This is a genomic window from Alcaligenes sp. RM2 (genome assembly GCF_052931795.1).
The window spans coordinates 51,785-75,607 of sequence record NZ_JBRFIO010000003.1 but is presented as its reverse complement, the minus strand read 5'-3'; the positions used below and the strand labels follow the sequence as shown (position 1 = coordinate 75,607).

At 58.1% G+C, this 23,823-nt stretch carries 19 protein-coding genes; 13 read left to right on the top strand and 6 right to left on the bottom strand.

Annotated elements, in window-relative coordinates; translation table 11 throughout:
* Position 1: 1 nt before the first annotated feature.
* Positions 2 to 658, bottom strand: a complete 657-nt coding sequence (locus tag ACU6HM_RS12015) for a TetR/AcrR family transcriptional regulator (RefSeq protein ID WP_009458777.1) — start codon at positions 656 to 658, stop codon at positions 2 to 4.
* 143 nt (positions 659 to 801) lie between these two features.
* Here ACU6HM_RS12015 and ACU6HM_RS12010 point away from each other — a divergent pair, with 143 nt between their 5' ends.
* The 10 genes from ACU6HM_RS12010 to ACU6HM_RS11965 all read left to right on the top strand — a co-directional run bounded on the left by ACU6HM_RS12010 (position 802) and on the right by ACU6HM_RS11965 (position 10,454).
* A complete protein-coding gene (locus ACU6HM_RS12010; RefSeq protein WP_250756147.1) occupies positions 802 to 2,151 on the top strand; it encodes an NAD(P)/FAD-dependent oxidoreductase in 1,350 nt (449 codons plus the stop codon).
* A complete protein-coding gene (locus ACU6HM_RS12005; protein WP_009458773.1) occupies positions 2,148 to 2,900 on the top strand; it encodes a DUF1365 domain-containing protein in 753 nt (250 codons plus the stop codon). The genes ACU6HM_RS12010 and ACU6HM_RS12005 overlap by 4 nt, the downstream gene beginning before the upstream one ends.
* Entirely contained in the window at positions 2,897 to 4,168 is a 1,272-nt protein-coding gene (locus ACU6HM_RS12000; RefSeq protein WP_022983617.1) for an SAM-dependent methyltransferase, read from the top strand. Before ACU6HM_RS12005 ends, ACU6HM_RS12000 begins: the two co-directional genes overlap by 4 nt.
* On the top strand, positions 4,161 to 4,730 hold the full coding sequence (locus ACU6HM_RS11995) for a chalcone isomerase family protein (protein ID WP_446763854.1): 570 nt from the start codon (positions 4,161 to 4,163) through the stop codon (positions 4,728 to 4,730). The genes ACU6HM_RS12000 and ACU6HM_RS11995 overlap by 8 nt, the downstream gene beginning before the upstream one ends.
* Before the next feature lie 13 nt (positions 4,731 to 4,743).
* Entirely contained in the window at positions 4,744 to 6,039 is a 1,296-nt protein-coding gene (locus ACU6HM_RS11990; protein ID WP_250756150.1) for an MFS transporter, read from the top strand.
* Positions 6,036 to 6,596, top strand: a complete 561-nt coding sequence (locus ACU6HM_RS11985; RefSeq protein WP_003801994.1) for a DUF3833 domain-containing protein — start codon at positions 6,036 to 6,038, stop codon at positions 6,594 to 6,596. Before ACU6HM_RS11990 ends, ACU6HM_RS11985 begins: the two co-directional genes overlap by 4 nt.
* A gap of 5 nt (positions 6,597 to 6,601) precedes the next feature.
* Positions 6,602 to 7,393, top strand: coding sequence for an SDR family NAD(P)-dependent oxidoreductase (locus tag ACU6HM_RS11980; RefSeq protein ID WP_446763853.1), 792 nt, complete (start codon positions 6,602 to 6,604; stop codon positions 7,391 to 7,393).
* A gap of 12 nt (positions 7,394 to 7,405) precedes the next feature.
* Positions 7,406 to 8,965 (top strand): cryptochrome/photolyase family protein, encoded by a 1,560-nt coding sequence (locus tag ACU6HM_RS11975; RefSeq protein WP_446763852.1) that lies wholly within the window; start codon positions 7,406 to 7,408, stop codon positions 8,963 to 8,965.
* Between the two features lie 26 nt (positions 8,966 to 8,991).
* Complete coding sequence (locus ACU6HM_RS11970) at positions 8,992 to 9,453, top strand: hypothetical protein (protein ID WP_446763851.1); 462 nt, start codon at positions 8,992 to 8,994, stop codon at positions 9,451 to 9,453.
* Positions 9,454 to 9,551: 98 nt separating this feature from the next.
* A complete protein-coding gene (locus ACU6HM_RS11965; protein WP_022983620.1) occupies positions 9,552 to 10,454 on the top strand; it encodes a TIGR01777 family oxidoreductase in 903 nt (300 codons plus the stop codon).
* Between the two features lie 183 nt (positions 10,455 to 10,637).
* Here the strand turns inward: ACU6HM_RS11965 and gltS are convergent, their stop codons facing one another.
* Positions 10,638 to 11,867, bottom strand: coding sequence for a sodium/glutamate symporter (gene gltS, locus ACU6HM_RS11960; protein ID WP_009458760.1), 1,230 nt, complete (start codon positions 11,865 to 11,867; stop codon positions 10,638 to 10,640).
* A gap of 253 nt (positions 11,868 to 12,120) precedes the next feature.
* Positions 12,121 to 13,086 (bottom strand): octaprenyl diphosphate synthase, encoded by a 966-nt coding sequence (ispB, locus tag ACU6HM_RS11955; protein ID WP_009458758.1) that lies wholly within the window; start codon positions 13,084 to 13,086, stop codon positions 12,121 to 12,123.
* A gap of 173 nt (positions 13,087 to 13,259) precedes the next feature.
* Here ispB and ACU6HM_RS11950 point away from each other — a divergent pair, with 173 nt between their 5' ends.
* The 3 genes from ACU6HM_RS11950 to ACU6HM_RS11940 are packed head-to-tail and all read left to right on the top strand — an operon-like array spanning position 13,260 to position 15,842.
* A complete protein-coding gene (locus ACU6HM_RS11950) occupies positions 13,260 to 14,126 on the top strand; it encodes an ATP-binding protein (RefSeq protein WP_009458756.1) in 867 nt (288 codons plus the stop codon).
* Positions 14,119 to 15,120 carry a Nudix family hydrolase gene (locus ACU6HM_RS11945; protein ID WP_254498813.1) on the top strand — a complete coding sequence of 334 codons (1,002 nt, stop codon included), beginning with the start codon at positions 14,119 to 14,121 and terminating at the stop codon, positions 15,118 to 15,120. Before ACU6HM_RS11950 ends, ACU6HM_RS11945 begins: the two co-directional genes overlap by 8 nt.
* On the top strand, positions 15,117 to 15,842 hold the full coding sequence (locus ACU6HM_RS11940; RefSeq protein ID WP_022983621.1) for a spermine/spermidine synthase domain-containing protein: 726 nt from the start codon (positions 15,117 to 15,119) through the stop codon (positions 15,840 to 15,842). Before ACU6HM_RS11945 ends, ACU6HM_RS11940 begins: the two co-directional genes overlap by 4 nt.
* A gap of 309 nt (positions 15,843 to 16,151) precedes the next feature.
* Here ACU6HM_RS11940 and ACU6HM_RS11935 read toward each other — a convergent pair whose 3' ends face one another.
* The 3 genes from ACU6HM_RS11935 to ACU6HM_RS11925 are packed head-to-tail and all read right to left on the bottom strand — an operon-like array spanning position 16,152 to position 23,821.
* On the bottom strand, positions 16,152 to 17,627 hold the full coding sequence (locus tag ACU6HM_RS11935) for an efflux transporter outer membrane subunit (RefSeq protein ID WP_336974127.1): 1,476 nt from the start codon (positions 17,625 to 17,627) through the stop codon (positions 16,152 to 16,154).
* Positions 17,628 to 17,633: 6 nt separating this feature from the next.
* Positions 17,634 to 20,738 (bottom strand): efflux RND transporter permease subunit, encoded by a 3,105-nt coding sequence (locus ACU6HM_RS11930; RefSeq protein ID WP_022983623.1) that lies wholly within the window; start codon positions 20,736 to 20,738, stop codon positions 17,634 to 17,636.
* A complete protein-coding gene (locus ACU6HM_RS11925) occupies positions 20,735 to 23,821 on the bottom strand; it encodes a multidrug efflux RND transporter permease subunit (RefSeq protein WP_446763850.1) in 3,087 nt (1,028 codons plus the stop codon). The genes ACU6HM_RS11930 and ACU6HM_RS11925 overlap by 4 nt, the downstream gene beginning before the upstream one ends.
* Positions 23,822 to 23,823 lie beyond the last annotated feature (2 nt).

Here is a 23,823-nt window from a genome sequence, read left to right as displayed (position 1 = left end):
CTTACTGTGCCAAGGACGTACGGCCCGAACCTGCCAGACCATCAAAGGTGGTGCTGCTCACCCATTCAATGATCTGCTCGTGGGTGTACTGCCCCGACTCTTTGAGAAGGCTCACCACAGGGTCACATGCACGCGCAAACAAGGTGTAGAGCACCAGCTCGACTGGCAGACCCGATTGCAGGCTGCCTGCCGTCTGCGCCTCGATAATCCAGGTGCTCAGACGATTACTCAAGGCAATCAGGCGATCCATGTACTCATCATTTGACTGGAGCGAGGCGCTAAGGCTTGAGTTCTGCGCGGGCAGCGACGGCATTTCCCCTTGCAACTGGGTATCCATCGTCCAGCGCACCACAGATTTGAGCTGATCAATCGCCGTAATGGGTTGGCCTGCTTCTGCAGCATCCTGAGCCTGTTTGCGCAGCTCATCCACAAAAGCCAGGGCGCGATCGAGCACGCCCACCATCGCCGCAGCGGCCAATTCTTCCTTGGACGTAAACAGCTTATATAGGCTGGCCTTGGCCATGCCTGCCTCGGCGGCGACTTGGTCGACCGTCATGGCATCGTAGCCTTTGGTCGCCAAAAGACGGTTAACAGCGGTCACGATGGCTTCTACGCGTACGCGCTGGATTTGTTCTTTGATTGAGGATCGAGCGTTCATGGGTTCTATTTTAGGACGAATGAGATCATCTTGCATACCAAATAGTGCAAAAATATTATTTAAGGTTTATAGTTTGAACTAATGAGTTCACTGTTTGATCTTTCCGGTTCATAACCTCCTACGCAACACCCTAAGGAGCTGCCATGCGTCGTATCGCTGTAATCGGTTCGGGCATATCCGGCTTGGCCGCTGCCTATCGTCTTGCTCACTCCCAAGACACGCATCGCGTCTGTCTGATTGAAGCCAACTCTTATTTCGGCGGACATGCCAATACTGTCGAGCTCAGCCTGGATGGTATTAGTCACGGGGTGGATACCGGTTTTTTGGTGTTCAACCACCGCACCTATCCCCTGCTCACAAAGCTATTCAAGGAGCTGGAGGTAGAGACCGCCCCCTCGGAGATGTCCTTCTCCGTGCAGATTCCCCACCCTGATGGCAGACCGGGGCTGGAATGGAGCGGTAGCTCTCTAGGCAGCGTGTTTGCACAGCGCAGGAACTTGATAAGCCCACGCTTTATTGGCATGTTGCTGGAAATTTTGCGCTTCAATCGTCTGACGACGGATATCGCCCAGCGCCAGCTTGAGTCACAACTCAATACGCCCATAGAAACCTTTCTGGATCTGCATGGCTTTGGCAGCACATTTCGCAACAACTACCTGTTGCCCATGATTGGCAGCATCTGGTCTTGTCCGACCGATCAAATGCTCCGCTTCCCCGTCGCTACCCTGATTCGCTTTTGTCACAATCACGGACTAATCCAGATCACCAACCGTCCCCAGTGGCACACCGTTCGAGGCGGCTCTCAACGCTACGTACGCCGCATCATTGAGCGACTGCAAGAGGACGGCCGCCACGAAATCCGATTGAACGCCCCTGTGTTCAGCCTTAAACGTGAAGCCCAAAGCGTCATGGTAGAAATGCCTCACGGTACCGAGCAGTTCGATGCTGTCGTGCTGGCCTGCCATAGTGATCAGGCATTGCGCCTGCTGGGCCAGGACGCAACCCAGACAGAGCGTGCCGTGCTGGGCAGCATTCGTTATCAAGCCAATGAAGCCGTATTGCATACCGACACTGCCGTCTTGCCACAGCGCCAAGCCGCCTGGGCGGCCTGGAACTATGAACGCGCCAGCTCGGCGGCTTCAGAGGAAACCGGAGTTTGCCTGCATTACCTCATCAACCGCCTTCAGCCACTGCCCTGGCAGCAAGCCGTCGTGGTCTCGCTCAATCCGGCCCGTCCCATAGCCGCGGACAAGGTACATGCGCGCATTACGTACAGCCACCCAGTCTTTGACCATGCCGCCATCCTGGCACAACAACAGCTTGAAAAGTTGCAGGGCCAACGCCGGACCTGGTTCTGCGGTGCCTGGTGCGGCTACGGATTTCACGAGGACGGTTTGCGTTCGGGTCTGAGCGCCGCTGACCAGGTTCTGCTGTCCCTGAACCGTGCAGAGCAGGCGGCCAACACTGATCTCAGGCAGGAGGAAACCGTATGAATGCCTCCGCTCTCATTGGCTTTGGTCATATCTGGCATCGGCGGCTGCGGCCAGTCGAGCACGCCTTTCATTACCCTGGTTATTTCCTGCTGCTTCCCATGCGTAGCCTGCGAGAACACCCAGTCCCCGTCCTGCGCCGCAACCAACGCGGCTGGATCAGCTTTCATGACAGCGATCATGGCAATGGCGGTAATGACGCTCTGGCCTGGTTTGAATCTCTGTTAGAGCAGGAAGGTATTGAGGATGCGGATGGCGAGATCTGGCTGCATACCTTTCCGCGCGTCCTGGGTTATGTCTTCAAGCCCGTGAGCTTCTGGTACGCCCATCGGGCCGACGGTTCGCTGGCGGCGATTCTGGCCGAAGTCAACAACACCTTCGGTGAGCGTCATGCCTATCTCCTGGCAGGGCCGCATCTGGGCTGGGATTGCGAACAAGTTGCCAGCAAGCAATTTCATGTCTCCCCGTTTTGCGAAACCCACGGCGAGTATCGCTTTCGATTCTCGCGCAATGAAACTACCAACCTGGCGCTCGTCGATCTGTACGACGACGCAGGCCCCCTGTTACGCACAGGTGTTCAAGGAACGCTACACCCCCTGAATGCGGCTACCGTACGCAGGGCATTTTTTGGCACACCGCTGATGACCCTGGGGGTCATTGTTCGCATCCATTGGCAAGCACTACGCCTGTGGGCAAAGCGGCTTCCCTTCCATCGCAAACCACCAGCGCCCAAGCGCTCTGTCACACGATGAATACAAGCACCGCCACTCTCTTGAGCAAGTCCGCAACAGCAAGCAGCGACTTGTCACCTCACGCGAACCGCGTCCTGAAGCTCTTGACGCATTTGCCTCATGGCCAGTTGGAGCTTCAGTTGCCCGATGGGCAAGTGCGGCATTTTCCCAAGCAAAATGCAGTGGAACCCGACGCCTGCTGCGCAATCGGGCAGTGGGAGGCGCTGGACCGCATCTTGAGCTCGGGCGACATTGGCTTTGCGGAAGGCTATATAGAAGGTCAATGGGACACCGATGACCTAAGCGGCTTGCTGCGTCTGTGCATCCGCAACCGCAATCACCTGGAACAACTGGTGTACGGTCACTGGTGGGCTCGACTGGGCTTCAGACTGCGCCATATGCTTCACCGCAACACGCGGGCGGGCAGCGCTAAAAACATTCATGCTCACTACGATCTGGGCAACGACTTTTATCGACTCTGGCTGGACCCAAGCATGAGCTACAGCGCTGCCTGGTTCGAAGGTCTTGACGGCTCGGCCTTGCACGAGGCTGATCTGGAGCAGGCTCAAGGCGCAAAAACCAGACGGGCGCTGCGTGAGACGGGACTGCAGCCGGGGCAACGACTGCTGGAAATTGGCTGTGGCTGGGGAGCGCTTGCCCAGACAGCGGCCACGGAGTTCGGCGCGCAGGTGACAGGGGTCACCTTGTCACGCGAACAGCTTGACTGGGGCATGCAGCGCATAAGCAAAGCCGGCCTGCAGGAACAGGTTGATCTGCGTTATCAGGACTACCGGGATCTGGCGAAAGAACACGCGGCGCAGCCCTTTGACGCCATTGTCTCCATTGAAATGTTCGAAGCTGTCGGGCATGAATACTGGCGCACCTACTTCAAGACTTTGCATGATTGCCTCAAACCGGGCGGCTATGCCTGCGTGCAATCCATCACCCTGCGCGAAGACCTTTTTGCCCGTTATTTGCACTCCTCCGACTTTATCCAGCAATTCATTTTTCCCGGAGGGCTGCTGCCCAGTGTCACGGCCTTCGAGCGCGAGGCCCAGCGAGCTGGCCTGACCGTGGTCAGAGCAATGAGCTTTGGCAAGGATTACGCCGAAACACTCCGACGCTGGCGTCAGGCTTTTGAGCAAAAGCTCGATGCAGTCCGCAGCCAGGGCTTTGACGAGCGCTTTGTTCGCATCTGGCGATTTTATCTGGCCTATTGCGAGGCTGCCTTTGATATGGGCAACACCGATGTAGTCCAGTTCACCCTGAGAAGGCCTGACCATGACTGATATTCGACGACGCCAGGCCCTGATCGTGGGCATCAGCCTTCTCGCCCCTCCCCTTATTGCCATGACCCCTAATCTCTCGGCGGCCGCAGCGGCTGTCCCCCAGGAGCTGCGCTCCACCCTGCCCTCTGCCCATCTTGTTGGCAGTGGTCCCATGCGCTTTTTTGGACTGCGGGTTTACGAGGCGCGCCTGTGGGCAATGCCGGACTTCGAGCCCAAAGAGTATGCACGCCAGCCCTTCGCCCTGGAGCTGATCTATGACCGCAAACTGGAAGGCGAAGCCATTGCCGAGCGCTCAGTTGCCGAAATGCGACGTGTGGGCAGTTTCTCCGAGCAGCAGGCTCGCCAATGGCTGCTCCTGATGAAAAAGGCTTTTCCGGATGTCCTGGCACAAGATCGCCTGCTGGGCGTGACAGACGGAACCGGCGATGTCCGCTTTTTCCATAATGGACGTGAAACCGCCCGTATTCAGGACGCAGAGTATGCGCGCCTGTTTTTCGGAATTTGGCTGTCTGAGCAGACTTCTGCACCAGGCTTGCGAACAGCCCTCTTAGGCAAACGCTGATAAAGGCGCAACCATGCTCCCCCCAGGCTCCCGCCCCTTAAAGCCGCTGCATTGGCGTACGGGACTCTCCTATGGAAGTCTTGGCCTGCCGCTGTCGTTCGTGTCGCTCCCTTTATATGTGAACCTGCCGCATTACTACGCGGCGGTGGCCGGGGTGCCGCTGGCGGGCCTGGGCGCCGTGCTGCTGGCTACCCGAGCCGTTGACGCGGTGCTAGACCCTGCGCTGGGAAGGCTGGCCGATCGTCTTTTGCATCGAGGCCTGGGCCAGGCCTGGCTGGCCGCTTTGTTGGGCAGCATGATTATGGGCTTGGGTTTTGCAGCACTGTGGCATCCTCCCGAGGGTGGCCCACAAGAGATGTTGATCTGGCTGGCACTCAGCCTGCTGGTATGCACCTTGGCCTATAGCGCCGTAAGCATCTTGCATCAGGCCTGGGGGACTCGCTGGGGTGGTGATCCCAATTGGCGTGCGCGTGTCACCGCATGGCGTGAAGGCGCCACGCTTCTTGGTGTCTTGCTGGCCAGCGTATTGCCCACCTGGTTAGGCTTTGATGCGACCAGTGTCGTGCTTTTTCTAGCCTTGGCCATAGGCCTGTTCGGGCTACATCGCCTGCCGCTCGCTACCGCCCACCCCATGGATTATGCACTTGGGCACAGCAGTTCTGCATCAAGCACCTCACCCTGGGCTGATGCCAGTTTCCGCAGGCTGTTATTCGTCTTCATGCTCAACGGCGTAGCCGCCGCCATACCCGCTACCTTGTTGCCCTTTTTCGTGGCAGACCGCCTGCAGGCCCCGGAGATGCAGCCGCTCTTTCTTCTGTGCTATTTCGGCGCCGCCGCGGCAGGGCTGCCTTTATGGGTACGGGCTGTCTCGCGCTGGGGACTGGCACCCAGTTGGCGGGCCGGCATGCTGACAAGCGTTGTCGCCTTTTCCCTGACACCCTGGCTTGATGCCAGCGACGGTGACGCCTTCCTCGTTATCTGCCTGGCAAGCGGGCTGGCTCTGGGCGCGGATCTGGCCTTGCCAGGCGCCCTGCTGACCGGTGTCATCCATGAATCCGGTCAGGGCGGCTCGGGCGAAGGACGGTATCTGGGCTGGTGGACTTGTGCTGCCAAGCTCAACCTAGCCTTGGCAGCCGGTCTGTGCCTGCCCCTTCTTTCCGCCCTGGGTTACCAGAGCGGCACAAGCGACCCGTCTGGCCTGCAGGCGTTGGCCTGGGCTTATGGGGGCCTTCCCTGCCTGTTCAAACTATTGGCGTGGGCTGGCCTGTGGCGCGCCGAGCATCTGCACTCATCCTGGAGACTGATATGAAACTGACAAACAGCCTTGTCTCAACCCTGCCCTGGCGGCGCGTTGCCCTGGGACTGACACTCATGGGCACACTGGCCGGATGCGTGGGACCCACGGTCCAGGACTATGCCCAGGAACGCCCTGAACTGGACCTGCGTCAATATTTCAATGGCCCCTTAACCGCCCACGGCCTGTTCACAGACCGTTCCGGCAAAGTGGTCAAGCGCTTTACCGTGCGCATGACGGGCACCTGGAAGGGCGATGAAGGCGTGCTAGACGAGCACTTTGTCTACAGCGATGGCACCACTCAGCAACGGATCTGGCATTTGAAGCATCTGGGTGATGGCCGCTACAGCGGACGCGCTGACGATGTGGTCGGCCAGGCCCAGGGCCAGACCGCTGGCAACGCCTTTCATTGGAATTACGTGCTGGCACTGCCGGTGGACGGCAAGGTCTGGAACGTGAACATGGATGACTGGATGTACTTGATGGATGGCCGCACCATGCTCAACCGCGCTGCCATGAGCAAATTCGGCGTTCATCTGGGGGATGTGACACTGTCCTTCATGAAGGAGTAAGTGTGATGACACTGCTACACGCAAAACTCAATCCGCCGCTCAGTCACTGGCAAGGAAAATACGCCTGGATTGTCGGTGCCTCATCAGGCATAGGCAGAGCCACCGCGGAGGCGCTTCATGCGCAAGGCGCGCAGGTCATCGTCTCGGCCAGAGACACCGATGCGCTGCACGAGCTGGCCCAAGGCCGGGAGAGGTTTGTCGTCGTCCCGCTGGATGTCACCGAACCTGAAACGCTGGCTGCGGCCAAGCTGAAAGTACAAGCCTGCGTCGATATGGCGCCCGATCTGGTGCTGTATTGCGCAGGCAGGTACCTGCCCCAACGGGCGACCGAGTTCAATCTTCTGGAGATGCAGAAACATCTGGCAGTCAATTATGTGGGCGCGCTGCATCTGCTCGATGCGGTCATCCCGATGCTGCTTGAGGCCGGACGCGGCCACCTGGCCCTGGTGGGTAGCGTGGCGGGCTACCGCGGGCTGCCAATGTCCCTGGCCTATGGGCCCACCAAAGCCGCACTGAATAATCTGGCGGAGAACCTCTATTTGGATCTGCACCCGTTGGGACTGGGCATTTCCATTATCAACCCCGGTTTTGTAGACACCCCGCTGACCGTCCAGAACAGCTTCAAGATGCCCGCGCTCATCACCCCAGAAGAAGCAGCCCGTCATATCCTGCATGGCTGGAAACAGGGACAGTTTGAAATGAACTTCCCCCGTCGTTTTACCCGCTTGGTAAAGCTCATGCGATGCCTGCCCGATAGCTGGTACTTTTCGGCGGTACGTCGTGTCACTGGAATGTAAACGCAGCCGCACATGGAGACAGCACACCCCGCGCACTACCGCGCCCACACTCTGCGCCTGATACTGGGCGACCAGCTCAACCCACAGCACAGCTGGTTCCAACAGGTGGACAGTCAGGTGGTCTATGTACTGATGGAGGTGCGTCAGGAAACCGACTATGTCTTGCATCATGCACAGAAAATTCTGGCCATTTTCGCTGCAATGCGTGACTTTGCGCAGCAGTTGCGAGCCGCTGGCCATCGTGTGCGTTATGTGACCTTTGAAGACCCCAGCAACCGTCACTCCATCACCGACAACCTGACGGCGCTCGCGGCGCATTACGGTGTCCACCAGGTGCAATGGCAACAAGCCGACGAATGGCGACTGGATACTCAATTGCAACAGTGGGCAGACACGCAGTCCCTGAGTTGCTCAGGGGTGGATAGTGAACACTTTCTGAGCCGCCGCGATGAGCTGGCGACCCAGATGCGCGGTCGACGCCAATGGCTGATGGAGCATTTCTATCGCCGTATGCGTCGCCGGTACCGGTTGCTGCTGGACGACCATGAGCAGCCGGTCGGTGGCAAGTGGAACTTTGACCATGAGAATCGCAAACCCTGGCCCGGCACTCCGGCTGAACCCACCGACTGGCGGCCCTGCCACGACCACAGTGTGCTTTGGGAAAAGCTGCAGCGTTGTGATGTGCCCAGCTTTGGCGATCCCCAGGCCAACGCCTTTCGCTGGCCGCTGAACCGCCAGGAAGCACTGCACTGTCTGAAGGCCTTCATCACCCATGCTCTGCCGCATTTTGGCGACTACGAAGATGCCATGTCCAGCCGAGCTCCTCGGCTGTTTCACTCGCTGCTCTCGTTCGCCCTGAACGTCAAAATGCTCCACCCGCTTGAGGTGCTGGAACGGGCCGAACGGGCCTGGCGAGAGGAACAGGCCCCCTTGGCTGCCGTGGAAGGCTTTACACGCCAGATCCTGGGTTGGCGCGAATACGTACGCGGCATCTACTGGGCTCACATGCCGGGCTACGAAAGCCTCAATGCATTCGGGCATGATTTGCCACTGCCGCACTGGTTCTGGACTGGGAACACCCGCATGCGATGCCTGAAACAGTGCATTCAGCAGTCCTTGCACAGCGCTCATGCTCACCATATCCAGCGCCTGATGGTGATTGGCAACTTTGCTCTGCTGGCCGGACTCGACCCGGCTGCTGTCCACCGCTGGTATCTGGGCATCTATATTGACGCTTTTGAATGGGTGGAACTGCCCAATACACTGGGTATGAGTCAGTATGCCGACGCTGGCCTGATCGCCACCAAGCCTTACATCAGCAGCGCCGCCTATTTACAACGCATGAGCGACTACTGTCAGGGTTGTGCCTACAAGCCCAAGGAGAAAACAGGGCCACACGCCTGCCCCTTCAATGCCTTGTACTGGGATTTCCTTGCCTGCAATGCCCAAGAACTGGGAGGCGCGGGACGGATGGCATTGATGTATCGCCAATGGCAGAAAATGGCCCCCGAGCAACAAGTTGCCCTACGCACCCACGCAGGGCAACTGCGCAAGAACCTGGATACTCTGTAAGCCACCCACACTGACCGAGGCATGACATGCAATCCCTGCCCACCGCTTACCGTGCCCTTATCCTGGGCAGCTCCGGCGCCATGACCGCCCAGCTGGCCGCCGATCCTCGCTGCGGCGAGCTGGTTAGCCTGCATCGGCGCAGCACACCCGCCCTGGACTTCGATCAGCCCGAGACGATTGCCACAGCGGCCCAAACCTTGAGCACACAAGGACCCTGGCATCTCATCGTGCTTGCCACCGGCATGCTCAGTAGCCCTACCGGGGGTCCTGAAAAGCGCTTGGCCGATCTGAATGCCGCCCACCTGATGGCCAACTTTAGCACCAACGCGATAGGCCCGGCCCTGGTACTGGCCCATTTTGCACCGTTGCTCCCCAGACACGAGCGCTGCACCCAGGCACTGTTACCTCAGCCTTGTCGGCGCCCTTTCGGGGCGCTCAAATCGGCCGCCCGCCTGCCGATGCGGCGCAAGCCCTGCTGGCCACGCTAGACACACTCAGCCCAAAGGACAGTGGTGGTTTCTGGGCCTACAATGGTCACGGACTGCCTTGGTAAGTTCTTTGCTCACCTTCACACACGGAGAATTCCATGCGCATCCTTCTGACAGGAGGCACGGGCCTCATTGGACAGGCCCTTTGCCAACACTGGCAACAATACGGCCACGAACTCTGGGTGTGGAGCCGAAACCCCCAGCAAGTCCCCCAATTGTGCCCAGGCGCAACGGGTATCGCGGTGCTGGACGAGCTCAATGGCAGCGCGCCGTTTGACGCGGTCATCAACCTGGCCGGAGCGCCCATTGCCAATCAACGCTGGACTGAGGCACGGCGCCAGCTTCTATGGCAAAGTCGGGTCGATCTGACACGCCGTCTGGTGGACTGGATGGGGCGACAAGCGTCGGTGCCCCCCGTCTTGATCTCGGGCTCCGCGGTAGGCTGGTACGGGGATGGCGGCGAACAGCAACTGACTGAGGCCAGCGCACCCGGCAACAAGGACTTTGGGAGCCAACTTTGCGTGGCCTGGGAGCAAGAGGCTGAACAGGCTCGCCAGTGGGGGGCGCGCGTGGTCTTGCTGCGCACCGCGCCCGTCTTGGCCAGAAACGCCGGGATGCTAGCTCGGCTGCTCCCCTCGTTCAAGCTAGGATTGGGTGCCAGACTAGGTGATGGTCAGCAGTGGATGCCATGGATACACATTGAAGACCAGGTCGCTCTCATCGACTACCTTTTGCACAGTCAAAGCTGTGAAGGCCCCTATAACGCGTGTGCGCCGCAGCCTGTGCGCAATGCGGAGTTCACCCGCATCCTGGCGCAAGAGCTGGGCAAGCCAGCCCTGTTTCATGCCCCGGCCTGGGTGCTACGGCTGGCATTGGGAGAGATGTCTGTTCTGCTGCTGGGCGGACAACGACTGATTCCGCAACGCGCCCAGCAAGCAGGTTTCAGTTGGCGTCACCCTGAACTGTCCGAGGCCTTAAGGGATGTGCTTAACAAAGCCTGAACGGATCGTTTACAGAGGTGGTCTTGCCATCTTGCCCATCAAAAAACGGCGTACGCTAAGGTTCGGGCATCGCCTTTGCCCAAGCCGTCCCGAGCAAAATCCACACACCCCCTGTCCGTGACGCCCAAGGGCCCTGCTACGAGACACTGCCGCGCCGAACGGCGCGGCCTGAACCTTGCGCGCTTACGTCAAAAAGTTCACAAAGCCGGTAATGATCACGGCATTGAAGAAGTCGATGAACAAGGAGCCCACCAGAGGAATCACAAAGAAGGCTTTGCGTGATGGACCATTATCTTCCGTGAAGGCCTGCATATTCGCCATGGCGTTAGGCGTTGCACCCATGCCAAAACCACAATGGCCAGCCGACATCACCACAGCATCGTAGTCCTTGCCCATGACCTTGAAAGTCACGTAGCTGGCAAAGAAGAACATCATGACAGTCTGGGCAATCAGGATCACCAAGAGCGGACCTGCCACTTGAGCCAGCTCCCACAGTTTCATCACCATCAGCGCCATGACCAGGAAGAAAGCCAACGACACATTGCCGATGATCTCAAACTCTTTTTCCGGCAAGCGGTAACGACGCCAGTCGATCACGTTACGGATGATGGCCGCCACCAGCATGGAGCCCAGGTAAGCAGGCAAGACAATGCCACGATCGCCCAGCCATTCAATGATGACACTGCCCACACCAATCGCTATAGACAGCAGCACTACGGCGTATACCGGCATTTCAAAGCCGCCATCATCAGCCTGAACGGTTTGCTTGACCGTAGTCTCCATCGCATGAGGCGCATCTGTACCTTCGTGCTGACGACGATGACGACGGTGTGGAGCAGGACCGTCGATATTGTATTTTTTCATCAGGCGCTTGCCCAAGGGGCCGCCGATGACACAACCCATTACCAGCCCCCATGTCGAAGCGGCAATGGCAGCAGGCAAAGCCCCAACAGCACCAGCATTTTCCAGCATTGGACCAAAGGCAGCAGAAGTACCGTGGCCCCCCGTCATGGAGATCGAACCGGCGGCCAGACCCAGCAAGGGATTGGCGTCCATGAGGGTCGCCAAGGTCACGCCCATCACGTTCTGCAAAATAATCAGGACAACCGCGCAGCCCAGGAACAAAGCAACGGCCAGACCACCCTTTTTCAGCAACTCGAAGCTGGCTGAAAAACCGATGGTCGTGAAAAAGGCCATCAGCAAGAAATTGCGTATATCGTCGTTAAACGTAAAGTTGAACGAGCCGGTCTGATGTCCAACCAAGGCAATCAAGGCAAAAATCAATCCGCCGATAATGGGGCTGGGAATAAAATAGCGGGCCAATACAGCAACGCGATTCTTTATATATTCTCCCAGCACGAGAAAAACAGCCGCCAAACCTACCGTTTGCGCGATATCGAGCTGAATGTTCATCTATCCGTTCCTTACATCTTTGGAATAAGGGGCCTGCACCTTTGTGTCTGACAGAGGCTTCAAACCAATTTGTTCAAATAGGCATGTCTATCGTCGCTACTTCGTCCTTGTGGGACAAAGGCATGACCACCAACAGCGTAGTAAAACCGAGAAAAATAACATGAACAGGCGCCTAATGACGCCAATTTCCCTGAATCGGCCCGCTTTATTACAAAAAAACCCGCCATGTGGCGGGTTGGGAAAAGCTGGAGACTTAGCGGTCGCGCTCGATGGAAAACGCGCACAAGCTCAGTAATACCTGCTTGAATTCGCTCTCGGGAACATCAGCCAAGGCCTGAACAGCCAGCTGGGCTTCTGCCTTGGCCGCTTCACGGGTATAGGCCAAAGCATCGGTTTGCTCGATAGCCTGTGCAACAGCGGCAAAATCCGCATCACCGGTTTCAATGGCCGACTTGATCAGTTGAACCTGCTCGGGTGTGCCAACTTCCATGACACGGATCAGTGGCATGGTGGGTTTGCCTTCGCGCAGATCGTCACCCACGTTCTTGCCCAAGGCCTGGGCATCACCGGTGTAATCGAGCACGTCGTCAACCAATTGGAAGGCGGTACCCAGGTGGCGGCCATAGGCGGCCATGGCTTCTTCCATTTCAGGCGAAGCACCGGCCACAATCGCCCCCACTTGCGCCGCCGCTTCAAACAGCTTGGCTGTCTTATAGCGTACGACTTGCAGGTAACGTTCCAGGGAAACGTCCGGGTCGTGTACGTTCAGCAGCTGCAAGACCTCGCCTTCGGCGATCACCGTGGTGGCTGCCGACAGCACGGCCATGGCCGGCATGGAGTTCGACTGCACCATCATCTCGAAGGAGCGCGAGTACAAGTAGTCGCCAACCAGCACGCTGGCGGCATTACCGTAGACCGCATTGGCCGTGTGGCGACCGCGTCGCATATCGGATTCATCGACCACATCGTCGTGCAGCAAGGTGGCGGTGTGGATGAACTCCACCACACCTGCCAACAGATGGTGCGTGCTCCCCTGATAAGCCAGCGCGCGGGCTACCAGCAACAGCAGCGCAGGACGCATGCGCTTGCCGCCAGCACTAACGATGTATTCGCCGATTGTGCGTATCAGCACCACATCCGAATTCAAGCGCTCACGAATGACGACATCAAGAGCCTTCATGTCGTCGGCAATAGGTTCAATCAGGGTGGACAGGTTCAAAACAGAATTCCGGACGAGTAAGGGAGGGGGCCGCTATCGGCCAACCGTAACTTGATGATTATACGATTTTGAATCGCTTTGGGCCTATTGTTACGCGTCAAGCACAACAGTGATCACAGAAAAAGGGGCCAAATTAGCGATAATAAGCATTTCAACCTGAAACGGAGACTGTCTTGAGTTCGCAAGACCTTAGTACCCTGATCAGCCGGGCCGAGCGGGTTCTCGCTCAACTGGAAGCCTGGCTGCCCCCTGCTCCACCCCCTATCAACTGGGATTCCATTGCTTTTCGCTGGCGTACCAATGGTTCGCGCGGCTGGCTTGAAGGTGTCCAGCACGTAGCCACCATCCAGACCGAAGACCTGCATCATATCGAACGCCAAAAGGGCATTATTGAGCGCAACACCCGCCATTTCCTGGCAGGCAAACCGGCCAATAACGTCTTGATGACAGGTGCTCGCGGTACGGGCAAAAGCTCGCTGGTCAAGGCCATGCTGGCCAAATTTGCCGATCAGGGCCTGCGTCTGATCGAAGTGGACAAATCCGATCTGGGCGACCTGGGCTACATCATTGACCTGATCAGCACCCGCCCCGAACACTTCATCATCTTCAGCGACGACCTGTCCTTTGAAGAAGGTGAAGCCGGTTACAAGGCGCTTAAATCCGTGCTGGACGGCTCGCTGGCCTCCCCTGGCGACAATGTACTGATCTACGCCACGTCCAACCGACGTCACCTGATGCCCGAGTACATGAAAGAGAACCTGAGTGCCTCCACGTCTGCAGACGGCGAGATCCACCCCGGTGAAGCCGTTGAAGAAAAGGTATCCCTGTCCGAGCGCTTTGGACTATGGTTGTCGTTTTACCCCTTTAAACAAGACGACTACCTGGACATTGTGTATTACTGGCTTGGCGCTTTGGGTTGCCCTGCAGAACACATTGAAAGCTCGCGTATGGAAGCCTTGCAATGGGCTCTGGAACGTGGCTCTCGCTCCGGCCGGGTAGCACGTCAATTTGCTAGAGATTGGACCGCTAGACATGTCTAAACCCACGTTGGAAGTGGCCGTTGGCGTTTTACTGAACCAACACGGCCAAGTGCTACTGGGAAAACGCCCAGCCGATAAACCCTGGCCGGGCTGGTGGGAACTGCCAGGCGGCAAGATTGAGGCGGGCGAGAGCGTCATACAGGCGCTGGTACGGGAACTGCGCGAAGAACTCGGCATTGAAACCACCCACGCACACCCCTGGGTTACCTATACACACGAATACCCCAAGAATTTCGTCAAACTCTCTTTCTGCCTGGTGCGGGAATGGGAAGGCGAACCCCAGTGCCTGGAAGGCCAAGAGCTTGCCTGGGTCAACCCTGAAGGTCCTTTGGAAGTCGGCCCTGTACTGCCTGCTACCGAACCGCCACTTAAATGGCTGCAACTGCCCGAACGCTATCTGATTACCAACATCGACGAGCCGGCCCGCTTACCCGCCTATCTGGAACAACTGGAACAAGCCCTGCAACAAGGCCCGGCCCTGGTCCAGTTTCGTGAGCCAGCCTGGGCTACCCGGCCCGATGCCGAATTCCATTTGCACCAGGCGTTCCTGCAAGTTGTGAACCTGTGCCAGCGCTACCAAGCGCGCTGCCTGGTCAATAGCCTGCACCCCGAGAGCTGGTGGGACCATGCCGATGGTGTGCATTTGCGCGCCAGCGACGCCCAATCCCTTTCCGCGAAATGCCACGACACCCTGACGACATTTCCCGCGATCAGCAAAGGCCTGATCGGCATGTCCACGCACAATGAAAGTGATATTGAAATAGCCCGCAAAATCCAGGCGGACTTTCTGGTTCTGGGCCATGTCCTGGAAACCTCCTCCCATCCCGGCGATCCCGGCATGGGCTGGGCCCGTTTCGCCAGCCTGGCGGAACAAGCTGGCCTGCCAGTGTTTGCCATAGGCGGGCAATCGGCCAGGACCTTGGCTGACGCCCGCAACCACGGTGCACACGGTATTGCCGGTATACGCCACATGCTGGACAACGACCCGGCATGACGCCACACGTCACTATTTCAGAACATGAAGGCGTACGCTACCTGCACCTGGGCTCTGCCTGGGTGCAAGGTGCCATGCGCCTGGATGCTCCCGATCAGCTAGAGCTGCACTACATTCGCCAAATGATGATCTGGACCTTGTTCCAGACCGATCCACGTCGTATTGCCCAGCTTGGCCTGGGCGCAGGCAGCCTGACACGCTTTTGCTACCAGCACTTCCCCCAGGCGCGCATCGACGCCGTGGAAATCAACCCGGAAGTGGTGCAGGCCAGTCGCCTGCTGTTTAACCTGCCGCCCGACGACGAACGCCTGAACGTGCACACGGTAGACGCGCTGGACTATCTGGATGCCGTCTACGGCGAGCTGGATGTGCTGCAAATTGATGTGTACTCCGACCAGGCCGAACACCCTGCCCTGGAAAGCGCAGCTTTCTATCAGGCCTGCCGCAAGGCTCTGGGGCCACAAGGACTGTTAACGGTGAATTTGCTGGGCTCGGAACTGGTCCATGCGCGCAATCTGCATGCGCTTCAAGAAAGCTTCCCGGCCGTAGTCTGGTTACCTGAAACGCACGATGGCAATCTGGTCGCCCTGGCTTTTGCTGACCCGCCACAAATTGACTTTGATGACTTGTACCAGCGGGCCGAAGAGATCCACGCCACCTTGGGCTTGGCCGACGGCGAGGAATGGGTTGACGGGCTGTATGCCTGGATGGACCAGGACTGAGGCGGTTTCCACGCCATATCAAGCAAGGAATGAGCCGCTGTTGAACGCTAAGCAAGCAAACTGCAGCCCCAAGCTTGGGAGGTAGTCCAATCTTTGCTTGGTCCATACGGGGCAAACCGGGCGTTGAAGCTCCGGCCCAGCCAGGCCGGAGAGCACAATGAAACGGCCAAACTAAACCAAACCAAGCGCCAAGAAGTTCAGCCAACGCCGAACCACCTCAAACCAAACTAAACCAAACTTGATTAAGACCAGATTGGATCGGGTCAGGTCATGTCAGGTCAGGTCAGATTAGTGTAGGTCAGGCCGAACCTATTCTGCTTTAGCGGCTGGATCAGCTTCCACCGCGTTCGGCTCTTCGGGGTTCAGACCTGTCGCTACATCCCAACCGCCGCCCAAGGCAACCATCAGCTTGACCGCAGCCCGCAGGCGTTGAGACTCCAGGTCCAAAGCCTGCCGCTCGGCCGACAGCGCCGTGGCCTGGGTTTGGGCCAGACTCAGAAAATCCACCAGACCAGCATCAAACTGATTGCGTGTCAGCCGCAAGGACTCGCGTGCCGCGGCCAGAGAACGCGCCTGGCTGGCTTGCTCCAGCTCCAGGCCATTGCGTTCAGACAAGGCATCTTCCACTTCCTTCAACGCATCCAGCACCGTCTGACGGTAGGCAGCCAATTGTTCGTCATAGCTGGCCTCGGCCTGCTCGACTTGCGCACGGCGTGCCCCAAAATCCAGCAAGGTCAGGGCAAAGGCAGGACCCAGGGACCAGACACGCGCGGGTGCCGTCAGCCATTCGCCAAGATCACTGCTGCTGAACCCCCCACTGGCCTTCAGGCTCAAACTGGGAAACCAGGCAGCCTTGGCCACACCAATCTGGGCATTGGCCTGCGCCATGCGACGCTCGGCACGGGCCACATCGGGGCGACGTTCCAGCAAACTGGATGGCAGACCCACCGGAATATCCGGAGCAACAGGCCAGGGCGCATGAGGCACCACCTCAAACTGGGAAGGTGCGCGGCCTACCAACACAGCCATCGCATGCAGGTAGGAGGCCTTCTCGCGATTCAAGGCCAAGCGCTGGGTGCGAGCCCCCTCTAGCTGGCTTAAGGCTGCGGCCACATCTCCCGGTGCCGAAAACCCGGCGTCCAGGCGATTCTGATTGATTTGCAAAGAACGCTCGTACGCGGCCACGGTTTCATCCAGCACTCGCTCGCTGGACTCCACACTGCGGTACTGCAAATAGGTCTGCGCCAATTGAGACTGCAGGCTCAAGCGTGTGGCAGCCATATCCGCAGCACTGGCTTGCAGGCCAGCATCACCTGCTTCTACCTGACGGCGAATCCGCCCCCACAAGTCCACTTCCCAATTCACCGTAATGCTGGCGTCATAGGCGCTGCTGCTTTGCCTGGTATCACCGGACCCACTGCCACGCCTTGTCGTGCCGACCGAACTGCCTACTTGCGGGAACTGGGTCGAACGCGTGTTGGACAGAGTGGCCTGCGCCTGACGAACGCGTGCCTGTGCCTGCTGCAAGGTAAAGTTCTGCTCATTAAGGCTTTGCATCAGGGTGTTGAGCACGCCATCGTTGAAGCTTTCCCACCAGGGGCCGCGGTCTTTCAAATCAGCCGGTTCGGCCTGCTTCCAGGCCGTGGACCGTACCTCTTCCCGGAAGTGCTCGCCCACCGGCGCTTCGGGCCGCTGATAATCAGGGCCAACAGCACATGCGGACAGGAGCAGCACCATCCCAGCCAGTGCGAAGCGCGGAAGAATCATGGCGTTAGAAGTAGGCATATCAGCTTATATATTCAAAGTTGTCTGGTTCTTGCGGCGCATGAAGCGATGGCGCAAACGATCCAGATAAAGATAAACCACCGGCGTGGTGTACAAAGTCAGGATTTGACTGAGCACCAAACCACCCACAATGGTGACTCCCAAGGGCTGGCGCATTTCCACGCCGGGCCCGGAGGCCAGAATCAAAGGAATAGCACCAAAAATGGCGGACAAGGTCGTCATCATGATGGGGCGGAATCGCACCAGGCAGGCTTCGTAAATAGCCTCACGCGACCCCATGCCGCGCTCACGCTCCATTTGCAAGGCGTAGTCCACCATCATGATGGCGTTCTTCTTGACGATACCAATCAGCAAGAACACCCCGATCATGGCAATCAGGTTGAACTCGCCACTGGTCATCATCAGAGCCAGCAATGCCCCAATCCCGGCCGAAGGCAAAGTGGACAGAATGGTGAGCGGGTGCATATAGCTCTCGTACAGCATCCCCAGCACGATATACAAAGCCACCAAAGCAGCCAGAAACATCATGGGTTGCTTGGCCAGGGCATCGAGCATCTGCGCCGTATTACCTTCAAACCCGGCCTGGATCTCGCGTGTAGGAAGCTGAATGCGAGCCATAGCCTGTTCAATGGCCGCCGTTGCCTGACTGAGGGTGACGCCTTCGGCCAAACCGAAGGACACGGACTCGGCCACCAGCAAGCCCATATGGTTAATGCTGCGCGGCGCGGTGCCGGTCGTAAAGCGCGTAAAGGCAGACAAAGGAACGCGAGTGCCGTCTTTGGCAACAACCTCGATTTCCTTCAGGGACTCCAGATCCTGCGCAAAACGCGGCTCCACTTCCATGACTACGTAATACTGGTTCAAGCGGCCAAAAATCGTGGAAACCTGACGCTGGGAAAAGGAGTTGTTCAAAGTCCCTGCCACCATGGACATATCAATGCCCAGGCGCGTGGCCATATCGCGGTCAATTTCCAGTTGGACCAGACCGGCCTTATCGTCCGTGCCAGTGTCCACGTCCACCAGCTCTGGCAATTCGGCCATGGCTTGCTGAACCTTGGGCAACCAGGTTTTCAACAGCTCCAGGTCACTGCCCAGCAAGGAATAGTCGTAAGAGCCACTGCGCCCGCCGCCCCCGCTACCGACCGGAATATCCTGCTGCGGCACCATGAACATGCGCGCCCCCGGCGTGGTGGATAAAGGCTCGCGCAGACGATTCACAACATCCGTCGTGCTGGCCTTGCGCTCGTCCATAGGCTTGAGTTCAACCAGAATAAAGGACGAAGTGCTGCCACTGCGGCCTCCGGCAAACACGGCCACCGAACGAATGTCCGGGTCCTGATTCAGGATGGAACGGAAGTATTCCAGCTTGGGCACCATGGACTGAAAGGAAGTCCCCCGATCGACTCGGAAAAACCCCATCAACTGGCCAGTATCCTGCTGCGGGAACAGCCCCTTGGGCACTACGGCGTAGAGGTACACATTCAGGCCAATTGTGACGAACAAGGAGAACAGCATCAGTCGATGGTGCTTGAGCGCCCACCCCAATGAACGACGGTAGCCACGCCAGCTGACACTGCCTATCCAGCCCAAAAAACGACTGACAGGGTTGGTGGACTCATGCTCTTGCGGCCCAGGACGCAGCAGGCGCGATGACATCATGGGAGTCAGCATCAAGGAGATCACCAGGGACACCAGCACGGCGGTACACAAGGTGACGGCAAACTCCATGAACAAGCGCCCCGCCAGCCCCCCGATCAGCCACAATGGAATGAACACGGCCACCAGCGACAAGCTCATGGCCGTGACGGTAAAGCCCACCTCCCGCGTCCCGCGCAAGGCTGCCCGCATGGGGGACAAGCCTTTTTCCAGGTAACGCATAATGCTTTCCAGCACCACGATGGCGTCATCCACCACAAATCCGGTAGCGACAATCAGGGCCATCAGGGAAATGGTGTTCAACGTAAAGCCGAACAAATGCATGAAGGCAAAGGTACTGATCAAGGACGCCGGGACGGCAATAGCCGGAATTAAAGCAGCGCGCCAGTTTCGCAGGAACAGCAAGACCACCAGCACCACCAGGGCCACCGCAATAATCAGTGTCAGTTGGGCCTCTTCCAGCGTAGCGCGAATACTGGGCGTACGATCCTGAGCCACTGTCAATTGCGCCTGGGTGGGCAGCATTTCCTCGATACCAGCCAGGCGTTCACGAATGGTATTGACCGTCTCGATAATATTGGCGCCCGCCTGACGACGCACAATCAACAGCACCGCTTCCTGGTTATTCCAATAACCCATACTGTGAATGTTTTCGACAGAGTCCTCGACCTTGGCGACATCCCCCAAACGGATAACCTGCCCATCCTGATTCTTCAGAATCAAGGGGTCAAAAAACCGTGCCTGGTTGTACTGCTTACCCGAGTTGATCTGCCACTGGCCCTGCTCGCTTTCCAGATAGCCATTAGGACGCAGACTGTTGGCGTTATTGATCACCGAACGCACATCGTCCAGCGCAATGCCAGCCGAGGCCAATGCCTTGGGATTCAATCCCACCCGCACTGCTGGCAAGGAGCCACCGCCCACGTCTACCGAACCTACGCCCGGAATCTGAGCGAGCTTCTGCTGCACAATGCCGCTGGCCATATCAAACAGCTGGGCCTTGTTGGCCGTCTGCGAGGTCAAGGCCAGCACCATGATAGGCATGGACGAAGGGTTGACCTTCTCGTAGGTGGGCACGCTGGACATGCCCGAAGGCAACATGGGCCGGGCCTGGTTGATAGCGGCCTGCACATCGCGTGCAGCCCCTTCAATATCCCGGTCCAACTCAAATACCAGCATGATCTGGGTGGAACCCTCGCTGCTGCGAGAGCTCATTTCCGACACCCCAGCAATAGAACCTAAAGCCTGCTCCAGTGGCGTGGCCACACTGGAAGCCATGGTTTCAGGGCTGGCACCGGGCAAATTGGCCGAAATCGCAATCACCGGAAAATCCATTTCCGGCAAAGACGCCACGGGCAAGAGCCGCAAGGCCAATGCGCCCACCAAGACCATCGCCAGTGCCAGCAGGCTGGAGCCCACTGGCCGGAAGATAAATAGCCCTAACAAGCGTTTCATGTCGACTCGCGTACCGACTTGGCGCCATTACGGGTAAAGCGGTCAAAAAACAGATAGATCACGGGAGTCGTGAACAGGGTCAGCACTTGGCTAGCCAAGAGACCGCCCACCATGACCAGTCCCAAGGGTTGACGCAGCTCTGCGCCAGAGCCGGTGGCCAGCATCAAAGGGATGGCACTGAACAAGGCCGCCAGAGTCGTCATCAAAATGGGGCGGAAACGCAGCAAGGCGGCTTGATGAATGGCCTCTTGCGGTTTCATGCCCTGCTCGCGCTGCGCCTCCAGGGCGAAGTCGATCATCATGATGGCGTTCTTTTTCACGATACCAATCAGCAGAATGATCCCGATCACCCCCACCATGTCCAGATCCCGCCCGGCTAACAGCAAGGCAAGCAGCGCGCCGATGGCAGCCGAAGGCAGCGTCGACAAAATAGTGATGGGGTGGATATAGCTTTCGTACAAAACACCCAGCACGATGTACATGGTCAGCACGGCGGCCAACATCAGCCACAGCGTGCTGGACAAAGAGGCATGGAAGGCCTTGGCGGCACCCAGGTAGCGGGTATCCACCGAGGATGGCATACCGATCTGGTCGGGCACGGTTTCAATGGCTTCAATGGCGTCGGACAAGGAATAGCCATCAGCCAGGTCAAAGGACACATTCACGGACGGGAACTGTCCCAAGCGCTCTACCGATAACGTTGTGGGAACCAGCTGAATGCGCGCCAGGGAAGTAATCGGCACAGGTGTACCTGCCGCTGTCATTACATGAATATTTTCCAGATCCTGCGGGCCTTGGCGATATTGATCCTTTACCTCCAGCACGACGCGGTACTGGGCAGACTGCGTGTAGATCGTGGAGATCAAACGCTGTCCGAACGCGTCGTACAGTGCATCGTCGATATTTGCCTTGGTCACGCCCACACGGGCTGCCGCATCCCGGTCTATATCCAGCAGCACTTGCAGGCCATCGTTTTGCAGGCTCATGGATGCATCTTTAATCTGCGGCAAGGCATTGACGGCATCCAGCCAACGCGGCATCCAGGTCGTCAGCATCTCTGTTTCCGGGTCCGACAAGGCCATCTGGTACACATTACGGCTGATCTGATCGTCTACCGTCAGCTCCTGAATGGACTGTTGGTAAACCGACAAACCGGGAATATCTTTCAGACGCTCATCGAGCCTGGCCATGATTTCATTGGCGCTGGCCCGGCCTGAACCAATGGGCTTCAAAGCAATTTGCAGACGGCCATTGTTCAAGGTGGCGTTCGTGCCATCTACCCCGATAAAGGACGTGACGGCTTCCACATCCGGATCTTCCAGCACAATCGCAACGGCTTGCTGCTGCAAATTCCCCATTGCGCGGAACGACGCGGTTTGCGGTCCTTGGGTAATCGCCTGAATCAGGCCGGTATCCTGTTGCGGGAAAAAGCCTTTGGGGACGATCACGTACAGCAGGCCCGTCAACACCACTGTGCCCAGAGCTACCCACAAGGTCAGCGTCTGGTGGCGCAGCACCACAATCAGGCCACGGTCGTAAGCCGCAATGATGCGGTCCATCTGATCGCCCAACCAGGTCGTGAAACGGCCATACTGGCGCTCGTCCTCGGGCTTGAGCATACGCGCACACATCATGGGCGTGAGCGTCAGCGAAATGAACAGGGACAGCAGGATGGCGACGGCCAGGGTAATGGCAAACTCACGGAACAAACGGCCGATGACATCACTCATGAACAGCAACGGAATCAGCACTGCGATCAGGGAGATGGTCAGGGACAGCAGGGTAAAGCCAATTTGCGCCGCGCCCTTCAAAGCGGCCTGCAAGGCGGTTTCGCCCTTTTCGATATAGCGGGCGATGTTCTCGATCATCACGATCGCATCATCAACCACAAAGCCGGTGGCAACCGTCAAGGCCATCAGGGTCAGGTTATTAATACTGAATCCCCACATCAGCATGATGGCAAACGTTGCGATCAGGGAGATAGGCACGACAACGCTGGGAATCAGCGTAGCCGTCCAGGTGCGCAGGAACACAAAGGTCACCAACACCACCAGCACAATGGCCAGCATCATTTCCTTTTGCACATGGTCAACCGAATCCCGAATGGTCTGGGTGCGGTCCGTGGCGACTTCCACATCCACACCGACCGGCAAGGAACGGCGTATCTCGGGCAGCAGGCTTTGAATCTGGTCCACTACATCAATGACGTTGGCGCCAGGCTGACGCTGAATATTCAGCAAGATCGCAGGCACAGTCCCCATCCAGGCGGCCTGACGCACATCCTGTGCATCCCGCACCACCTTGGCCAGTTCGCCCAGACGCACAGCAGCACCGTCCTTGTAGCTGACGATCAGATTTTCATAATCCTGTACCGTTTTCAGTTGTTCATTGGCACCGATGCTGGTGGAACGCTGAGGCCCATCCAGATTGCCTTTGGGTTGGTTCACGTTGGCCGCGACCACCGCCTGCCGCAGGTGACTTAAGGTCAGATTGCGGACGGCCAAGGCGTTGGGATCAGCCTGAATGCGCATGGCTGGTTCCTGACCACCCGCAATGCTGACCAGTCCGACACCCGTCACCTGCGAGAGTTTTTGTGCAACCCGCACATCAATCAGGTCGCGCACCTCGTGCAGGGGCATATTGGGGGAAGTCACCGCCAAAGAAATAACCGGGGTATCAGCCGGATTGACCTTGTTATAGATAGGCGGTGCAGGCAAATCATTGGGCAGCATATTGGAGGCGGCATTAATCGCCGCCTGCACCTCTTGCTCGGCCACATCCAGGGGCAAGCCCAAATCAAACTGCAAGGTAATGCGCGATGCCCCGCCCGAGCTGGACGAAATCATCTGCGACAGGCCCGACATGCTGCCGAAGCGCCGCTCCAGCGGTGAAGTGATCAAGGCCGCCACTACATCCGGGCTAGCGCCCGGATAGAGCGTGACCACCTGAATAGTGGGGTAATCCACCTGCGGCAAAGCGGCTACGGGCAACATGCGATAGGCCAGCAAGCCGGACACCAGCAAGGCCACCATCGCCAAGGTGGTAGCCACCGGGCGCAGGATAAAGATACGCGACATGCTCACGG